The organism is Caldisphaera lagunensis DSM 15908, assembly GCF_000317795.1.
GTDB lineage: Archaea > Thermoproteota > Thermoprotei_A > Sulfolobales > Acidilobaceae > Caldisphaera > Caldisphaera lagunensis.
The window spans coordinates 592,500-612,005 of the sequence record NC_019791.1; the positions used below are offsets into that span (position 1 = coordinate 592,500).

The 19,506-nt window shown below is 31.2% G+C and carries 14 protein-coding genes; 7 read left to right on the top strand and 7 right to left on the bottom strand.

Annotated elements, in window-relative coordinates; genetic code table 11:
* From CALAG_RS02985 to CALAG_RS03000, 4 genes are all read right to left on the bottom strand, one after another.
* Entirely contained in the window at positions 1-372 is a 372-nt protein-coding gene (locus tag CALAG_RS02985) for a hypothetical protein (protein ID WP_015232265.1), read from the bottom strand.
* A 182-nt stretch (positions 373-554) separates the two neighbouring features.
* Positions 555-1,433: a mechanosensitive ion channel family protein gene (locus CALAG_RS02990; RefSeq protein WP_015232266.1), complete on the bottom strand. Its 879-nt coding sequence runs from the start codon at positions 1,431-1,433 to the stop codon at positions 555-557.
* A gap of 1,291 nt (positions 1,434-2,724) precedes the next feature.
* The gene (locus tag CALAG_RS02995; RefSeq protein WP_015232267.1) at positions 2,725-3,591 is read right to left on the bottom strand and encodes a DMT family transporter; all 867 of its coding nucleotides are present in this window, start codon (positions 3,589-3,591) and stop codon (positions 2,725-2,727) included.
* A gap of 47 nt (positions 3,592-3,638) precedes the next feature.
* The gene (locus CALAG_RS03000) at positions 3,639-4,010 is read right to left on the bottom strand and encodes an ArsR/SmtB family transcription factor (protein WP_015232268.1); all 372 of its coding nucleotides are present in this window, start codon (positions 4,008-4,010) and stop codon (positions 3,639-3,641) included.
* Between the two features lie 119 nt (positions 4,011-4,129).
* Here CALAG_RS03000 and CALAG_RS03005 point away from each other — a divergent pair, with 119 nt between their 5' ends.
* From CALAG_RS03005 to CALAG_RS03025, 5 genes are all read left to right on the top strand, one after another.
* The gene (locus tag CALAG_RS03005; protein ID WP_015232269.1) at positions 4,130-4,291 is read left to right on the top strand and encodes a TRASH domain-containing protein; all 162 of its coding nucleotides are present in this window, start codon (positions 4,130-4,132) and stop codon (positions 4,289-4,291) included.
* A gap of 13 nt (positions 4,292-4,304) precedes the next feature.
* Positions 4,305-5,657, top strand: a complete 1,353-nt coding sequence (merA, locus tag CALAG_RS03010; RefSeq protein ID WP_015232270.1) for a mercury(II) reductase — start codon at positions 4,305-4,307, stop codon at positions 5,655-5,657.
* 321 nt (positions 5,658-5,978) lie between these two features.
* Positions 5,979-7,958, top strand: a complete 1,980-nt coding sequence (locus CALAG_RS03015) for a hydantoinase/oxoprolinase family protein (RefSeq protein ID WP_015232271.1) — start codon at positions 5,979-5,981, stop codon at positions 7,956-7,958.
* Between the two features lie 5 nt (positions 7,959-7,963).
* The gene (locus CALAG_RS03020) at positions 7,964-9,526 is read left to right on the top strand and encodes a hydantoinase B/oxoprolinase family protein (protein WP_015232272.1); all 1,563 of its coding nucleotides are present in this window, start codon (positions 7,964-7,966) and stop codon (positions 9,524-9,526) included.
* 270 nt (positions 9,527-9,796) lie between these two features.
* Positions 9,797-12,619: an ABC transporter substrate-binding protein gene (locus CALAG_RS03025; RefSeq protein ID WP_015232273.1), complete on the top strand. Its 2,823-nt coding sequence runs from the start codon at positions 9,797-9,799 to the stop codon at positions 12,617-12,619.
* 442 nt (positions 12,620-13,061) lie between these two features.
* Here CALAG_RS03025 and speD read toward each other — a convergent pair whose 3' ends face one another.
* On the bottom strand, positions 13,062-13,511 hold the full coding sequence (speD, locus tag CALAG_RS03030; RefSeq protein ID WP_015232274.1) for an adenosylmethionine decarboxylase: 450 nt from the start codon (positions 13,509-13,511) through the stop codon (positions 13,062-13,064).
* Between the two features lie 239 nt (positions 13,512-13,750).
* Between speD and trxA the strand changes: the two genes are divergently transcribed.
* Together trxA and CALAG_RS03040 are read left to right on the top strand one after the other, a co-directional pair.
* Positions 13,751-14,194, top strand: coding sequence for a thioredoxin (gene trxA / locus CALAG_RS03035; protein WP_015232275.1), 444 nt, complete (start codon positions 13,751-13,753; stop codon positions 14,192-14,194).
* Positions 14,170-14,817 carry a hypothetical protein gene (locus CALAG_RS03040; protein WP_015232276.1) on the top strand — a complete coding sequence of 216 codons (648 nt, stop codon included), beginning with the start codon at positions 14,170-14,172 and terminating at the stop codon, positions 14,815-14,817. The genes trxA and CALAG_RS03040 overlap by 25 nt, the downstream gene beginning before the upstream one ends.
* On the opposite strand, the gene CALAG_RS03045 is transcribed toward CALAG_RS03040, so the two are convergent.
* Positions 14,814-16,145 carry an FAD-dependent oxidoreductase gene (locus CALAG_RS03045; RefSeq protein ID WP_015232277.1) on the bottom strand — a complete coding sequence of 444 codons (1,332 nt, stop codon included), beginning with the start codon at positions 16,143-16,145 and terminating at the stop codon, positions 14,814-14,816. The two genes, CALAG_RS03040 and CALAG_RS03045, sit on opposite strands and share 4 nt — an antisense overlap.
* Before the next feature lie 190 nt (positions 16,146-16,335).
* Complete coding sequence (locus CALAG_RS03050) at positions 16,336-19,158, bottom strand: ABC transporter substrate-binding protein (protein WP_015232278.1); 2,823 nt, start codon at positions 19,156-19,158, stop codon at positions 16,336-16,338.
* Positions 19,159-19,506: the final 348 nt, after the last annotated feature.

Below are 19,506 nucleotides of genomic sequence, written 5' to 3' on the forward strand. Positions count from 1 at the left end.
TCAATGTTTTGAAAATAACCTTTCATAAACTGCAAGCATATTAGAATAAAGAACTTCTCCCATTGTTAAATCTTTCAAAAATTTTGGCGGTATTGATGAATAGTTTTCGCTAACATATGCTTTTATATTATTTTCTTTAATTAAATTATATGAAGGACTGCAATAGGATCCATGGGCTGCAATTATTACATTTGCTTTATGTTTTATACATCCTTTTATAAATTCTGGTCTTTTTATTTTAGCATTTAATGCAGGATTTTCTTCAATTACTACGGGTTTATCATTTAATTTTTCAAATATAGCTAAATATTTTGCCCTAGAAGTTATTGTTATTTTGTTATCATCGCTTAGCGGAATACAAATCTTTTCCAATATTATCCTCTGTTTTTATTATTAATTAGATAGTTTTAAGCTTTTCTAAAAATGAAGTGCTAATAGTGAACTATGCAGTTAACTGCTTGGTTTACTGGTGCATTAAACAAAACCTTAATCTTAAACTTATTAATTTATTAAAAAATATTATAAATTTCTAAGCTTAAATTAAATTAAGAAACTTATTGAGTTTTTTGTTTATCTGAATTTTTGTATGACAAAAGCTCCCTTAATATGCTATCTTTTAATTGCAACCAGTTTTGATCTTTAGGTACAGATATTTTAACTAAATATATTAAATAATTTTTATCGCTTTGTTCCGTTAAATAAAAGCTTGCCTTATCATCAAATTTACTTAATACTTTTTTTGCATGTAATTCAAATGCTTCCATATCGCTTATTGGTATTTCTACTCTAATAGAGCCAGTAAAGTTATCTTCCCATATCGTTTGATATTTGATAATACCCCCACCCAAAATATGGCTATTTGTTATCTTTAATTCATAGCCTTGATCTGTTATAATTGAAGATGCAAATAAGCCAACTTCTACTACCTTTCCATCATATCCAGGTATTATATAATCTGGCGAGAAATATTTGTATCCTGGATTTGAAGCCCATTGATATGGTAAACGCCAATTTATTACCCTTACTCTTTCTCCAGGCTTAATAAATCCTGTTGTTAATATTAGTATTCCAGAAAATAAGTTATCTAAAGTAGGTTGCAGAGCATAACCTAAAACCAAACCTGTTACAGTACCTCCAAATAATGCTACCGTAGTGCTAATTTTTGTAAAAGCTATTACTGCTATGATAACTATAATATAACCTACTATTTTTACAAGATTACCAACTGATAAAGATCTTTCCCTATATTTAGGAAATAAGCTTCTTATAATACCATTACCTATACTTCTAACTATTAACAAACCCGCTGCTAAATAAAGAACATCTCTTACAACATACATGTACTCTTGTAATCTATGGATAAAAATTGCTAAAAAGTTAACAAACAGGTATATTGTTACAACTATAGCGACTATTGAAATAATTTCTGCCAAGGTTCTGTTAAATGTTGAAATGGCCCTTCTTGAAATTTTGTCCTCCCCAATAACAATATTATTTGTGTTGAATTATAAAGCTATGTAGCATCTCACCCATTATTTTTAACTAGATGGGGGTTAAGGGGGCGAAAGTCCCCTTCCATGAGGGATGGATAGCCCCCTTATAGAAGGATTTATTATAATTCATCAATTCTGGGAAAAATATTAGGCATTGGCTGAAAGCTCTAGGTCATACCCTAGGGACTGGGGATTAAGCCTGTGGAGAGCAAACCCTCCGTAACTCCTCCTTCCACACGGGATATAACGGAACGGTTCTGTTTGATGGAATACTGTGGGTGTAGGGAGATCGAGGTTACTCTAAGAAGCAGGAAATTCTCACCGCGAGGTGGGGATGCCCCATCAGAAAGGGCGGGATAGTCCACATAACTATACTAGAAGTAGAATAAACATTTAGGATCATAAGGTTAACCTTTTTTCAACCAAAAGAGGTTAAATTTCGGTTAACTCTACCATTCTTATGGAAAAAGTAGAGATAACTTCCTGTTAACTCTACTTATTTTTAAATTTTTTATAATTTAAAAGTTGTTTTATAATATAATTTACTCATATCGTTCCTCTTATATAAAATTTTGGTAATACCTTGATTAGAGGTTTAACATAAAAAAAGAGTAGAAGATATAGCTAAAACAAATAGGTGCTAATATGAATTTAAGGAAGCGGTATTACCTAAGATCAAGTAATACCGCCAAGGAAGCGATCCATAAACTTTTATTTTTTAGATATAGCATATACAATTAAATAATAGTTTATTAAATAAATAAAAAAATATAGTTTACTAGTAAATACACTAGTAAATTTATCAATTTATTGTTTAGCTATCAAATTAAAATTCATTAATTGCTACTGAAGCATAATTCATGAATTTTTATAAAACAATATTTAATCTTAATTTTTATTGATTATATTAAAATATGTTAGAAACAATTCATGAATTTTTATTTGTTAATTAATTTGAAAATATTAATCAAATAATAGTGAATGAGACTTTTGATCTTTTTTACATTTCTTTAATATTCCTCATTTTTTGTAAACAATGAAAATTTTTTCTACAATAAAGGATGAGATTTCTATCAAAGACAAAAACATTACAACAAATGAAAGTCTAGCTAGAAAAAATCAGTCTTTTTTATATGTTTTATTAAGATTTTGAATGTTTCTTAAAGCTTGGAAATGTTTATATAATGAAGGAGACATATTTCTTCTTATTTCTAAAAACTTTTTATTAAAGTTATTTTATGCTAACTAACGCAGCTCCTATGCTTGCTAATATAGCAGCTATCCAATGATATTTTTTAGGCCTTTTTTCTCCAACACCAAATGCTAATAAAATGAAGGTTGCAACAACAGGTCTTATGTTTTGTAATGGAGCAACAACACTTGCCTCTGCAGTTAGCAATGCAATATATCTCATAACTTGTCCTGCTGCAGCTGAATTGCTCATTAAAAGGAGAGGTATTAGCAGATCCTTTATTTCTTTTTTACTTATAGGATTTCTTTTAAAACCTATAAAACTAAATGATAAACCAGATAGATAGGCTATAAGCGTGCCTAAAACAGGTTGTCCTCCGCTTTGATCTCCTATCTTAATAAGAATGACAGCTATGGCTATTGATAAACCAGTTATAAGCCCAAATAATATACCAGATAATGATATTTCTGATTTAAATCCACCAGAAGCAATATAAACACTTATCATTATTAAGATAACTCCTATTGCCATAATATAAGTAACATGTTCATTTAATATAAGCCAACCCATTATAAAACCAAACAAAGCACTTGTACTAGATAATATACTTCCTCCACTAGAACTTAATCTGGATATTGATGCATAAAGAGAAGTTCTTCCAATAGTAAAGTTAACTAAACCAGCAAATATGTATACTATAAATGCCTTTAATGTCATAGTAAATCTTCCAACAGGAAATAATAAAGAAATCATTATAATAGGTAAACCAAATAATAATGATATAAACGTTAATGACATAGAATTATTTCCCTTTACCTTTAATTTTGCAATTGCATCATTAATTGCAAATCCTATACCTGATCCTAATGCTAATGCAACAGCTAGCCCATAACTTATTAATGCCAATTCTAATCAATTTTATTTTTATAATAGTGGTTATTAAGTTTATTTATCTATAATATTTTCTCTTCTTCCTTCTTCTCTTCTTTTATTATATCACAAGAAAGGATTGATTTGCTATAAGATTCTACATGATTTATCGCAAATTTAATTATTTTTTTAACATTATCCCCATTAATTTCATATAAAGAGAACTTACCTTTCTTTTCTAATTTAACAACTCCGCAATTCTTTAAACAAGATAAATGATGTGAGACTAAGGATTGATTTTTGTTTATTCCATTTGCTATTTCTTGCACGGTTCCTACATTTTTTTCAAGAAGATAAAAAACTATTTCTAGCCTTGTTTTGTCTGATAATGCAGAAAAGAATGATTCGAGCTCTATTAATATGGGATCATTTTTATTTATACTTAAGTTACTCATCTTTATCATCGATATAATAGTTTATATGCAGAGTTTATAAACACATATATGAACAGTTATTCATATGTAAATTTATAAAGATAAACCAATTTATAAAAATAATGGCGAGAAAGTTGAGAATGAATTTAAGGATAAATGATATAGAAGGTAAGGTTTGTGAAAGCTGTGGTAAACCATTAACTGTTGAAGATGTTTATGCGAGAAAAATAGGAAATGAAATTCATTATTTCTGTTGTTCCCATTGTGCAGATGCCTTTGAAAGAAAAATGAAACAAGGATGATGAGGATTTTAATATGAAAGATTTGGTAATAATAGGTTATGGTGCAGCAGGATTTGCTGCATTAATAAAGGCAAACGAACTAAATGTAAAGCCAGTATTGATTGGGGAAGGTCCTATAGGAGGAACTTGCGTAAACGTTGGTTGTGTACCAAGCAAGAAATTATTAAGCATTGGAGAAATTTATTATAAATCAAGAAAACATCTAAAACTTAATATTTATCCCCCATTTTTTGAAACATTTAAAGAAAAAGATAATTTGGTCTCAAATCTAAGAAAAATGAAATATGAAGATGTAATCTCATCGTCAGATGTAGAATTAATTGAAGGTAAAGCAAAATTTATTTCTCCTCATGAAGTTAAAGTTGGGAATAAAATAATTGAAGGTAAAAAGTTTATAATTGCAACTGGATCATCTCCGAAAATTCCAAGAATACCTGGCTTAGATAAAATAGGGTATTGGACAAATAATGAAGCACTATCTCCTGATAGGAAAATCGATTCTTTAGCTATAATAGGAGGAGGTCCTTTGGGTTTAGAGTTTGCTCAAATGTATAAAAGGTTAGGAGTTGATGTTATTGTTTTAGAAGCATTACCAGTTTTGTTATATGGCTGGGAGCCTGAAATATCATTAGAAGCAGAAAAAATTTTAGAAAATGAAGGGATTTCAGTTGTGACTAATGTGAATATAAAAGAGATTAAAAAAGGTAGTGGAAAGGTAATAGTTACAAATAAAGGAGAAGTAGAGGTCGATGAAATACTTGTTGCTACCGGAAGAAAACCAAACACAGATTTAGACTTAGAAAAAGCTAATGTTGATTTAAACGAAAATAAAGGAATTAAGGTTGATGAGGAATTGAGGACGAGCAATAAAGATATTTATGCAGCTGGTGATGTAATAGGGAGTAAGATGCTTGAGGCATTAGCTGGAAAACAAGGAACAGTTGCTGCTGAAAATGCCTTATTAGATTCGCATAAAAAAATAGATATGTTAAGCGTTCCTCAAGTAGTCTTTTTGCAACCTAACATTGCAAGTGTTGGCTTAACTGAGGCTGAAGCAGAAAAGATCTATAGGATTGAGACTAGTAAAATCATGATGGAGGATTTACCAAAAGCAAATATATTGGGAGAAAATGAAGGTTTTATAAAAATGATAATTGAAGAAGAAACAAAAAAGATCTTGGGAGTTCATTTGGTTAGCGAAAATGGGGCTGAAATAATTAATGAAGCTTCTTTAGCAATTAAAATGAGAGCAAATATAAATGATTTAATAGATACTATTCATGTATTTCCAACAATGGGGGAAGCTATTAGATTAGCTGCATTAAGCTTTATATCAGATATAAAAAAGATGAGCTGTTGTGTTTAACTTGATAAAGAAACGTTAATCCATTTTCATCTGATTTTTCGAATTTCATTTTATGATAAGCTTCCCGCTAACTTTACCAGGAATTATAGCAGTGTTTTTAATATTATGGATGGCCTCTTGGGATGAATTTACATTTGTTTATCAGAATTACGCTTTATACACACATGGTTGTATTTGATAATATTTCCCCAAGATTAAAGCGCTTACCTAAAATGAATAGAAATACTGTTATAATATTGAAGCTTAGCATTTCTAAAAATCTTGATATAAATCCACATATTTTTTAACTTTATTTTTTATAGTAATTTGTGGGATTTGGAAATGGAGGATATACTGGTAGGAGTAGATGTTGGTGGGACTTTTACAGATGCGATATATATTGATTCGAATGGATACATAAGTGTTTCTAAGGTTTCTACAACCCCGACAAAGCCAGAGATAGGAATTGCTAATGCATTAAGGCAATTAGTAAAAGGTAACAAAATACAAGAATTGCTCCATGCTACCACAATTGCTACAAATGCAATATTGGGTCAAGTAGGTTTAGAATTGCCTAATATTGCGTTGCTAGTAACATATGGATTTAGAGATATAATAGAGATTGGAAGACAAAATAGGCCAAAGTTGTATGATTTGTTTTTTACTAAACCAAAACCATTAGTTTCTAGAAAGTACAGATATGAGATTAAAGAAAGGACTAACGTTGATGGAAAAATAATTAAAGGTATCGATGAAAGAGAAATAATTGAAATAGCTAATGAAATGCTGAAAAACAAAATAGAAAGTGTGGCAATTTCATATCTCCACTCGTATATAAATCCAGAAAATGAAATCAAAAGTAAAGAAATATTAAGCAAATATTTTAAATACATAACTATTTCTCATGATATTGCTCCTGAACCCAGAGAATATGAGAGGACCTCAACAACTGTTGTTAATGCAGCATTAAGACCTATAGTTTCTAGGTATATAGAGATGTTATCATCATCTTTAGAAGAATTTAGCCCAGAAAAAATTTATATAATGTCAAGTTCTGGGGGTCTGGTTGATACAGGTGATGCCTCTCAAAGGCCAGTACAAATGATAGAATCAGGTCCAGCTGCTGGAGCTATTGCGGCTGCAGAGTTATCAAAAATGCTCTCAATAAAAAATTCAATAGGATTTGACATGGGAGGGACAACAGCGAAGGCCAGCGCCATAATTAATGGTAAGCTTGAAATAACAACAGAATATGAAGTTGGAGGAGAAGCACATCATGGAAGAACAGTTAAAGGCTCAGGCTATCCAGTTAGGTTTCCATTTATTGATTTAGCAGAGGTATCTGCAGGAGGAGGTACAGTTATTTGGAGGGATGAAGCAAACGCATTAAGAGTAGGCCCAATAAGCGTTGGAGCCGATCCTGGACCAGCATCCTACGGTAAAGGGGGGGATAAGCCATCAATCACAGATGCCAATTTCTTTTTAGGTAGGATAGGAAATAAGTTAGCTGGTGGAGAAGTTAATTTAAACTTGGATTTAGCTAAAAAGGCGTTATCAAAAATTGGTGATCCTGAAGAAGTATCTATTTCAGCATTAGAATTAATAAACTTGGAAATGGCTAGAGCTGTTAGATTAGTAACAGTAGAAAGGGGCTTGGATCCCTCATCATTTTCAATCATAGCATTTGGTGGAGCAGGACCACAGCACGCTGCTATGTTAGCTGAAGAATTAGGTTCTCAAGAAGTTATTGTCCCCCCAGAACCAGGATTATTTAGTGCTTTAGGTTTATTAATGGCAGATTCAAGGTTTGAGGCAAGGGTTGCGTTTCCCAAAGATTTACAAGAATCTTTTGAAAAATTAGAAAAAGATTTGATAAAAAAGGTTGGAAAAATAGATTATTTTATTAGATTATTAGATGTTAGATATAAGGGTCAAGGATATGAGTTAACTATTAATGCACCAGAAAATTTAGATAAAGAATCCATAGAAAAAATCTTTTCTTCTATTCATTATAATACGTATGGATTTGTTTTAGATAGGCCAATAGAGATAGTCATGGCTAGAATTTTTGGAATAAAGGTTAGACCAAAACCTAAATTAGGAGAAGCAAAAGAGAATATTGAACCAAAAGAGAAAACGTTTAGAAAGGCATATATAAGCAAATCGTGGGATGAAATTCCTGTTTATGATAGGGATTCATTACCAAAGGGCTTTAAAATTGATGGCCCAGCAATTATAGATGAATATAGCTCAACAATAGTGATTCCAAAGGGTTGGAGAGGGGAAGTTGGTTCTTATAGAACAGTTATTTTAAGGAGGTGAAGATCATGGTTTCATGGGAAATAATTCATAGGGCGACATCTTTTATATCAGAAGAGATGGGTGTTGCATTAAGAAGGTCTGCTTTATCTCCAAATATAAGAGAAAGAGCTGATCATAGCTGTGCAATAATTGATTCCAATCAGAGAATTGTTGCTCAAGCAGAACACATACCAGTTCATTTGGGATCATTAAGAGTTGGGATAAGAAATTTATTAAATTATTTAGAAAAAGAAAATGTAGAATTAAATGAAGGAGATATGATATTTGCAAATGATCCTTATTTAACTGGGACACATCTAAATGATGTAACAGTTATATCAGGGATTTATTATAATGGAAGATTAATAGGATATGCAGCAAACAAAGCTCATCATGTAGATATCGGAGGACCTGTTTTTGGTAGCATTAATCCTCAAGCGACAACAATATATGAAGAAGGAGAAATAGTACCTCCAGTAAAGTTAGTAGAAAAGGGTAAAATAAGAGATGATATATTGAAGATGTTTTTATCAAATGTAAAATCACCATTAACTAACGAAGGTGATCTAAAAGCACAAATATCTGCAAATCTAACAGGGGTTAAAAGAGTAAAGGAGTTAATAGATAAATATGGTCTTGAGCAAACTATTGATGGATGGGACAATTCAATAAAATATGGTAGGGAAATGGCTTTAAAAGAAATATCTTCATGGCCTAAAGGAGAATTTGATGCTGAAGATTACCTAGAAACTAGTCAAGAAGTTTCTGATTTGATAAGCATTTATGTTAATGTAAAGATATCTGAAGATGGTGTTTATATATCATATCCTAGATTGATAAAACAACTTAGAAAACCTCTGAATGCAGTATTTGGGGTAACATTTGCAGCATCATCATTTGCTATTAGATCTTTAATGAAAGAAGATGTACCAACAAATGAAGGTCTGTATTCTACAATAAATGTTACTGCAGAAGAAGGAACAATACTTAATGCAAAGCCGCCAGCACCTGTATCTGGAGGGAATCTAGAGACAAGCCAAAGAATAGTTGATGTAATTTTATTGGCTTTATCTAAGGCTATGCCTAACAGAATTCCAGCAGCCTCATCTGGTACTATGATGAATATAATGCTTGGTGGTTACGATAAAGACGGTAGACCATGGGCTTATTATGAGACAATTGGAGGAGGTAGTGGGGGTAGGCCAAATGGTGATGGCATATCTGGAGTTCATACTAATATGACTAATACTATGAATACTCCCATAGAAATAACGGAGTCCACATATCCGATGTTATTTACTTCTTATAAAATAAGAGATGGTAGTGGAGGAGATGGTAAATATAAAGGCGGAGATGGGATAATACGATCATTTAAGGTATTATATCCAGCTAGGTTAGCTGTAATGGCAAGTAGATTTTTCACTAACCCTTATGGCTTATATGGTGGAAAGCCTGGAAAACCTTCGAAGCTTACTATAATTAGAAAAGATGGAAGGATAGAAGATTTAAAGCCAATGTCTGTCGTAGAGCTATTTGCTGATGATGAAGTAATAATAGAAACACCGGGCGGCGGAGGATACGGAAAGTAGTTTTATAGTTTAAAATCCTATTTTAAATGATTTTAACATTTTTAGTTTTAGCAAATCTTTTCTTAAGGATAAGGAAACTAATATGAGAGGATCAATTAAGAAATAGAACAATTGTTAACCTTTTAAATTGATTTTTCATAAAGATTAAGAATTGATTTAAATATTTTAATAATATAATTTTATAAAATAATATTTTAATAATAAAAAATATATAAATCTTTGGAAAAGCTTTTATATTCCAGCTTATTAAATTTTTTGTGACAGGTGAGTGTGAGATGGTTCGCTGGAATTTATAATAAAAATGGGATTTCTTTAAAGGTTTTAGTCGGAATTGTTCTTGTGGTAGTAATTGTTGTTGGATTATATGCATATTATAATTATAAAATAAGTGAAGGTAAAGCTCCTAAGCAAATTATATCTAACATTACAACAGAAACTACAAGCCAAATTAAAAATGCAACTATATTAAATAATCTACAGCCTTTGTTGCCTCAAAGCTATTCTATACAGGTAAATGAACCGTTGCAAGTAAATATACCAATTTTTAGCCAAGGTGATATTGCAAGTGTTTATGAAGGAAACGGGAAAATTATTAAAATTAATAATAATACATTCAATGTCTCATATGAATACCCTGGTCAATACCTCCTATATTATAATTTATACAATAACAATTCATTAATAGGAAGTTCATCAGAGAATTTAATTCAAATAATCGTGTTCCCATATTTTAACTTTAGTCAGTCATCATTGCTAACTATTCCTGTTATGTCATTGAATAAAGGCTCAATAATAAGTTTGGGCGAACAATTTAATATATCTATTGGATTTTTGCAACCACCATCTGGTCAAAACATGACAATTTATGAATATGTTTTATCTCTTGGTAATGGAACAACTTTAACAATACCTGCTTTAAATTCTACAGGCTATGCAGAACAGGTAGCTTTAACTGGATCTGGAAATATTAGCTATATAGAACCTTCTAAAAATCCCATAACTCTTTCATTTAACGAACCTGGTTTATATGCTATATCATTAACAATAATAACTAAAAACGTTTCATCTGGAAAAACATATAACTATACAACATATCAAAGCGTTGCAGTATCATCAGAAAACATGAAATTCAGCCTATATTCTTCACAATCAACCATTTCGAATCCAGGTATAATAGTAGATGCTGAAGTTGTTCCGGGAGGACCCTTTACATTTGATCCTTTATTATGGATTGATACCATAAGCCAAGAAGTTATTAACAATATATATGGATCTTTGATTTGGTATTATCAATCAAGTACAACTAAATTTATACCTATGCTTGCAGAATACATACCAACTGTTGGTAATTGGTCAAACACAACTGCTAGATATTTATATGGAGCAATTTCACCAAATTATACAATTTACATATTTAAAATAAGACCTGGTTTAAAGGCATCTAATGGAGATCCTATAACAGCATATGATGTATGGTATACTATGATAAGAGCCCTGGTTTGCGCAGGGGGATTCCCTGGCGCTGAAGGTACATATTTAGCCCCATTTACTATACCTAATTATAATTTTTCCACATTTATAATAGCTTCACCAACAGATTCATTAGGTGCAAAAGAAATAATAAACTCAGTATCTTATGACAATCAAACTAATACTGTAACATTTCATTTAGTTCAACCTGTAAATCCGACGTTTTTCTTTAATATTATGACATCTTTTGATTATGTTATGGATGCAAAATGGCTAGAGAGCGTAGGGGATGGATTAAATTTAACGGGGCTTTATAATAATAACTTCACTCAATTAGCTGAAGCATTTTATCAATATCAACAAACATGCAATGCTGGAAACTATAATACACAAGTTCAATGGCCATCATCAAATGCAGGTTTTACAGGTTTATATTATATTGCATCATTTACGCCCGGAGAAAGCGTTGTATTAAAACCAAACCCATACTGGCTTAATAACATAACTTATTTTCCAAAACCAAACAATACAATTATTATAGATTGGGTTCAGGATCCGACAACTGCATTAAATATGCTAGCAAGCGGTGAGGCTGATATAGTAACATTTCCAAAAATAGAAATATCTCCATATTTACCGAAATTAGAGCAGTTACAGTCCCAAGGAAAGGCAAAGATCTATGGATTTTCATCATTAAACATATGGTATTATGATTTCAATTTAAATATAAGTGTGCCATTATTAAAACAAATAAATCCATCTTATAATATTCCATCATATTATTTTGCAAATCCATTGGTTAGAAAAGCATTTGCTTATGCATTTAATTATTCTGAATACATAAACGACATATTAGGGAACTCAAAATATCATATGAATTTTGGACAGCCATGGTGTGGAGTCCTTTTACCTGGGGTAGATTATTCAGTTCCTCCATCAGAATTAAGCAATTGCCCAACATTTAACTTAACATATGCAAAGCAATTAATGGAAGAATCAGGATTTTACAACATATCAGTGTACTTCCCAATAATTGTATCAAGCGGTGATACTGTTGATTTCACAGCAGCAGAGATGTGGGCACAAGCATTACATGAAATGGATCCAAACATAAATGCTCAACCATTATATATGCCTTGGTCAACAATACTTAGCTATGATATACCAGCTGTTAATCCTATGCCAATTTATTATATAGATTGGAACGGATTGCCTATATCATGGGATTGGTTACCATTTAATTATCAAGAAGGTTCTATAAATGCAGCACCTAATGCTTGGAACATATCATTCCTTACCAGTTTATCTTTAGAATTCAATTCTACTAATAATACATATGTAGGAGCATTAATATGGCAAGAAGCTCAACAATTTAAGCAACTAGTTAATTTGATAAATGAGGCTGATAATGCTGATGTCGAAGGATGGAGTAATGCTAGTGTTATAATTAAAGAAGCTCAGCAGCAAGCAATAAATTTGTACACTATGGTATATGTGGTTATACCAAACAAGTTTTTAATATTAGCTCCTTATATGAAGCCTTACCAGAATAATATTGGATGGGAATCAAATCCAGCTTATACTAATGGTTTGGAACAGGAATTCTGGTGGTGGACAAAATAATTAAAAATTATTCTAGCTTTTAGATTTCTTGTTTTTAATTATCTTATTAATTTTCTATTTATCTAAGAAATTTTTAAAAGCAATAATTATGAAATTTTATTGAAGAATTTTAGATTCTATTCCTTAGGGTTTGAAGCTATGCAGGATTTACAAAATGTAGGCAGAAAGCCTCGCCTGTGGGGATTAATGCCTACAAAATTTTTAAATCATAGAAATACAAACATTTTGTAAAAAATAAATGGGAATGATTCTCTGAGCTTCTTGTCTGCCCCAGACGAGAGATGTAAACACGAACCGATGAGGGAATACTTTATGGCAGGTATGAAATCAGATGTGAAATCAAACGGGGAAAATAAATAACTCTTTAAAAACATCTAAACATGTTTATTATAAATAATTATATAATTTTATCACCATAAAGGTGAGGCCTATCACTTTATTGCTAATAAGGGGTAGCCGTTTCTATTCTCATCTCATCCCTTTTAACTGGACTTGATGTTGGGAATTGTGTTCTATCTGCATAATTATATGAATAATATTGAGGCTTTAATCTTTCCACGATTAATTTATATGCTTTTTCTGGGTTTGTATGATTTCCACATGTATATACATCTACTGTTGCATATCTATACTCCTTCCAAGTATGTATTACTATATGACTTTCATTTACTAATGCCATTACTGATACGCCGCCTTTAATACCAGGTATCTTCCAGCTCATTAGTTGTATTAAAGTGGCATTAGCAGCCTTAACTGCATCAAGAACTGTTTGTCTTATTAATTCTTCATCATCTGCTATTTCTGGTTTTAAACCATATAAACTACCGTAAACATGCTTCCCTACAATAAAATCCACATCACTACGGGATTCTTCATTCACTTCTAAGTTCATGCCCTCCTAGATTTCTAATGATAAATGCTATAGCAAGCCTTATTAAGCTATTTGTATCTTATACTAATTTAACGTATAATGAGAATACAAAATCGTTATAGTGTTATGTATTACTAAAAAATTTAAAGTTAACTAATGATAAAAATGATTAAATTATAAACTAAAAATACAAATTAATCAGAATTTATAGTAACATTTTTAACTTGTTTTGTTAAACATAAAACTTAAGGCGATAAAGTATGCCAGATATATCAGATTTAGATGATCCAGAATTAAAGGAAATATTATCTAGAAAAGCTATGGAAATAATTAAAGAATCAAGCAAAAAAGATAATAATAAAAATATTGATATAAATGAAGGACCTATAGAATTAAATGATAATAATTTTGATGAATTTATTTCCAAAAATAAAGGGGTTGTAGTTGATTTTTGGGCTCCATGGTGTGCTCCATGTCATATGTTATCACCTATGTTAGAGGATCTATCAACAAAATATACAGATATAAAATTTGTTAAGGTTAATGCTGATGAATCTCCAATGACTGCGAGTAAATTTTATGTGATGAGCTTACCAACCACAATGCTATTTCTAAATGGAGAGCCTGTAGATAGGATTGTTGGCGTAGTTCCTTACGAAGTTTTAGAGGAGAGGATAAGATGGCTACAAGCAAAGTTGTATTAATTGGAATTAACTCTTTAAGTTATGGAGAATTTATGATATGTAAACCAAAAACCCTATTATATCTCTTAGGCAATTCGTTTAGGGGAGTTGTAGAAAATAATCCCCCTAAAGATGCTATTTCATCATGGCTTTCTATATTTAGTTTGAATAGAACTAATAACAATGAGTCAATTAATAAACTCGATGATCTGCCCTTAATAAAATTAGTAAACCCTATTTTAATTAATATACCGATAAGTAATCCTACATATGGAAGAGTTAACATAAAATTAGATCAAAGTATATCATATCAAGAAGAGATAGATACTGTTATGAATGAGATAATGGAAAACCAAGAAAATGGGCCAATTATTTCTGGAATTACTGCTCTGGAAAGGATAGACGATAAATCATGTGAAATTTATAATGCAATAGATAAAATGTTATTAAATGTTATAAGGAATGTAGATGAGTTTATAATATTTTCACCTTATGGGATGAAAAAAGGGAAAATAAATGAACCCTATGGGGTTTATTTATCATCGAGACCTAGGCCCAATGAACATGATACAGTCAAACTTTGGGAGATAGGTCAAATATTTGTAGACATAGTTAAAGGAGATAATGTGCAAGATGATTTTTAAAATTTAGTTAATAAAGATCTAGCTGCTAAAATTACCGGATCCCAACTTCTTGATATGGCAGGCATATAGGCATGTTCTAAATAAAACAAATCATACAACGTATTGGATTTCATTATGGCTAACGCAAGCAAATCTATTCTTCCTAAAACTTCTTCTTGGCCTATTATTTGGGCTCCAATTAATTTTTGGGTATTTTCGTCTGCTATCAACTTAATTATAATCTCTTTTCCTCCAGGATAATATCTAGCCCTTGTATTAGATCTAATTATGGTAGAAATAGTTTTAAAACCATATTTTTTGGCTTCATTTTCGGTTAATCCTGTTTTTGCAATAAAATACTCTCCATATTTTGTTATAGCCGTACCTATTAATCCTGGAAATCTATAATTAACTCCCCCTATATGATTCCCAGCAGTGAATCCCATTTTACCTGCAACAGGTGCAAATGGTTGCCAATCAGGCATTCCTGTTATAATGTTAGTTGATTCTGCAACATCACCTACGGCATAAACATCTTTATAACTTGTTCTCATGTATTCATCTGTCTTTATTGCTTTAGTTTCTCCTATCATATTCTTATCATTGATTAGTTCTGTATTTGGTTCAACACCTATAGAAACTATTGTTCCATCAACTTCGTATTTACCGTTATTAGTAATTATAACCCTTCCCCCATCAGTTATCTCTAAAACCTCTTCATTTAATTTTAGTTTTATATCTTTAGAGACATAATTGTTGATATATGAAGCCATATCGTTGTCTAGCATCTTATTTAGCAAATACGCGTTCTTATGTATTAATAAAACATTTTTCCCATTTCTAACCAGCGCTTCTGCCAATTCAACGCCTAGTATCCCACCACCTATTATTGCTACATTATTTAAGTTCATTATTTTCTCTTTTACTTCTCTTGCCAAAGAGGGGTGATGAACATAGAAAATTCTTGATTCATTATCGTATTTAATCTTCTTAGGCTTAGAACCAGTTGCTATAGCTAAATAATCATATTCTAATTTAATAATATCATTATTATTTCTATTTTTTGCATAAATAACTCTATTGTCTAAGTCTAGCTCTATTATTTCATGGTTAATTCTTATATTAACATTTCTTTCTTTTTCAAATTCTTCTGGTGTATATGCTGATAGAAGTTTCTCATCATCGAATAATCCTTCTATAAAATAAGGTAATCCGCATGGTGCATGACTGATTAAGTTCGTTTTTTCAAATACTATTATATTCATATGGGGTTTTCTCCTTCTGGCCCATGATGCTGTTGTCATTCCAGCGTCTCCGCCACCTATTATTGCCAATGTTTCTTTGTTCATTAACTACACCAGTTAAAATTGATACTTAAGAGAAAATAAAAAGTAATACTTATGTTTCTCTTTTTTGTAACAAAACGATGTTGATTCAAAGATCTCTAATTAGGATTTTAAATAAGCCAATAAAAAGAACTTTCATATCATGAAGAATTTAAGCCATTAAAAAAACAAAATATTTATAATATAAAAAGAGTTAGCCTTTAATCCACCAATAAAATACAGAATCTCCTCCATTTATTGGATTCTCTTCATATAATATTTGATTATTAAATCCATGCATATAGGATTTAATAATCCAAGACAAGGTAGGTTGATATGTATATACGTAAAGATAAAGATCAATTCCAATTTGTTCTGCCTGTTTATAATATAGTTGTGCGGCAGTTGTATTGCCTGTAAATGCATATTTATCTGCCATTAAAATTAAATTATCCATTTCATTATATTGTTCAGATTCATTTTCAAATAGATTAGCAAGAAAAGTATTTCCTTGAGATGCAAAGTATTTGCTTAAGTTCTCAAAATAGGAAACATTCCATCCATTAGGGGCAGGATACACACCACTTGTTTCCAAATATAATGCATCTGTAAAATCATTTGCTAAGGGATAATCGGCATACCATGCGTCATTGTAAACTGGCATCGGGTTTTGGCCTGGAATTCCATATGCTCCTATGGTAGAGCTGGGCATATATAAGGGAACAGCATTTATGTTTGGATCCATTTCATGTAATGCTTGTGCCCACATCTCTGCTGCTGTGAAATCAACAGTATCACCGCTTGATACAATTATTGGGAAGTACACTGATATGTTGTAAAATCCTGATTCTTCCATTAATTGCTTTGCATATGTTAAGTTAAATGTTGGGCAATTGCTTAATTCTGATGGAGGAACATAATATGGCAAACCATAAACTATAGCTCCGCAATATAGGTTACCGAAATCAAAATGATATTTAGCATTACCAACTATGTCGTTTATGTATTCAGAATAATTAAATGCATAAGCAAATGCTTTTCTAACCAATGGATTTGCAAAATAATATGATGGAATATGATAAGATGGATTCAGACTACTCAAAATAGGTTCGCTTATGTTAGCATTGAAAGTGAAGAAAAACGCAGCTAAGCTGGGGTATTCATATAAAGATGCTACCCCTTCTGATTCTAATTGCTCTATTGATGGTATGTAATTAGACGGTAAGAAAGTTACTATATCAGCTTGTCCAGATGCAAACATTTCATATGCAGTGTTTGGATCTTTAACCCAATATATTATAACAGTATCATTTGGTTTAGGTATGTATGAAATATTTGTGGGCCAATATGGATTTGGTGATAAAACAACGCTTTCTCCAGGGGTATAAGATTTGATCATGTATGGTCCAGATGATATTGGGTTCCATTGAACTTGTGTATTATAATTACCTTCATCTGCTTGTTGTTGATATGCATAAAATCCAGCTGGTGTGAAATTAATTCCTGCCCCTATTTGTTCTAACCATTTAGCATCCAATATACCTGTTCCTTCAGGGTCAGCTAATGCAGTAAATAAGAATTGAGGCGTTGCAGGCCTCCATAAATGCAAAGTTACTGTATCTGTTTGGTTATTATAAGTTATTGCATTCATTATTTCATCAAATCCTTGTGTATCATTTGGTGAAGTAATAACTGAGGTAAATGGTGTATAATTTGGTATGAGGTATTGTGTTAATATCCAACCTGGAGTACCTGGTGTTCCTCCTGCACATAATATATCCCTTATCAATGAATACCATACATCATATGCTGTTAATGGATCTCCATTAGAGAAATACAAACCAGGTCTTATTTTAAATATGTAAATTGTATAATTTGGTGAAATTGCTCCATATAAATATCTAGCAGTTATGTTTGACCAATTACCAACAGTTGGTAAATAAGCTGCTGCCATTGGTAAGAAAGATGTTGTTGATGAACCATTATAAATAACTAATGTAGAATATATGTTTAAAAGCTCTTCAAATCCTATCGCATCATAATCTATTTGAGGGTCAAAGCTATATGGACCTCCTGGAACATTTTCTGCAACAATTATTGTACCTGGGTTAGGTACTTGCAGGTTTGGTGAATATATTGCAAATGGTGAAGTAGATGATGATACTGCAACGCTTTGATATGTTGTATAGTTATATGTTTTCCCAGATGAAACGTTTTTAGTTATTATTGTTAATGATATAGCATATAAACCAGGTTCGTTAAATGAAAGAGTTATGGGATTTTTAGAAGGTTCTATATAGCTAATATTTCCAGATCCAGTTAAAGCTACCTCTTCTGCATAGCCTGTAGAATTTAAAGCAGGTATTGTTAAAGTTGTTCCATTACCAAAGTTCCATACATATTCATATATAGTCATGTTTTGACCAGATGGTGGTTGCAAAAATCCTCCTGATAAATAAACTGTTTCACCTGTTGAGAAAATTGGTGCTGTTGGATTTCTTGTTATGTTAAATGTAATTGTTGGAACTGTAACTAAATCTGATAGGCTTGATGGTACATTTGGTGCTACTGTTATTTCAATCATGTTTGATTGAGAAGACCCTATTAATGAACCGCTTTGATATACATTATAATAAACTAAATAATGACCTGGATAATTATAGGTTACATTAACGTATTGTGATGTTGTGTTTATTATTTTCCCATTACCTGCATAGAATAATGCATATCTATTGCTTGATGGGGTAAATGATGATAATACAAAGTTAATTGGTGTTCCTGCTACTGATGCATATGTTGATGTTGCAACTGGTTTTAATGTTGAAAGAGTTATTGTACTTGTAGTAGTCGAGGATGTAGTACTTGTAGTAGTACTTGTAATGTATGTAGTAGTCGAGGATGTAGTAGTCATTATTGGTTTTTTAGTTGCATAATATGCTGCAACTCCCCCTACAATAATTAATACTATAACGACTACGACAATAACATAAAGAGTTACCCTAGACGAGGACCTCTTGTTTCCTTCAATAACTCTCACCTACTATAAATACACAATTAATACAAACGTTTAAAAAGTTTTTTATTTTTATTGTTTTAATATTTATATAAAAATGCTAGTAAGACAGGTTTAAAAAGTTTGAAGGAGTTAATTGAGCTTTAAATAATCTTTTAAATGTATTTATAATAAACTAGATAATATTCTTCCAAGTAGATCTATAACTATTATGTTATTGTTAAATAAGAATAAATGTAAGTTCTTTCTATTCTATTTGTTCTGCTTGCTACCATCTGTTTGTAGAGGTGTGACAGATCCTCCACTGCACTATCTCTAATAGGGCTTAATGATAGTCCAAATAACGATGAAATAAGGGCTATTATTATGTTA

Excerpts from the sequence above, each read along its gene's own strand:
- CALAG_RS03000 (WP_015232268.1), bottom strand. The coding sequence starts at position 4,010 with ATGAGTAACTTAAGTATAAATAAAAATGATCCCATATTAATAGAGCTC.
- CALAG_RS03005 (WP_015232269.1), top strand. The coding sequence starts at position 4,130 with ATGAATTTAAGGATAAATGATATAGAAGGTAAGGTTTGTGAAAGCTGT.
- merA (WP_015232270.1), top strand. The coding sequence starts at position 4,305 with ATGAAAGATTTGGTAATAATAGGTTATGGTGCAGCAGGATTTGCTGCA.
- CALAG_RS03015 (WP_015232271.1), top strand. The coding sequence starts at position 5,979 with ATGGAGGATATACTGGTAGGAGTAGATGTTGGTGGGACTTTTACAGAT.
- CALAG_RS03020 (WP_015232272.1), top strand. The coding sequence starts at position 7,964 with ATGGTTTCATGGGAAATAATTCATAGGGCGACATCTTTTATATCAGAA.
- speD (WP_015232274.1), bottom strand. The coding sequence starts at position 13,511 with ATGAACTTAGAAGTGAATGAAGAATCCCGTAGTGATGTGGATTTTATT.
- trxA (WP_015232275.1), top strand. The coding sequence starts at position 13,751 with ATGCCAGATATATCAGATTTAGATGATCCAGAATTAAAGGAAATATTA.
- CALAG_RS03040 (WP_015232276.1), top strand. The coding sequence starts at position 14,170 with ATGGCTACAAGCAAAGTTGTATTAATTGGAATTAACTCTTTAAGTTAT.
- CALAG_RS03045 (WP_015232277.1), bottom strand. The coding sequence starts at position 16,145 with ATGAACAAAGAAACATTGGCAATAATAGGTGGCGGAGACGCTGGAATG.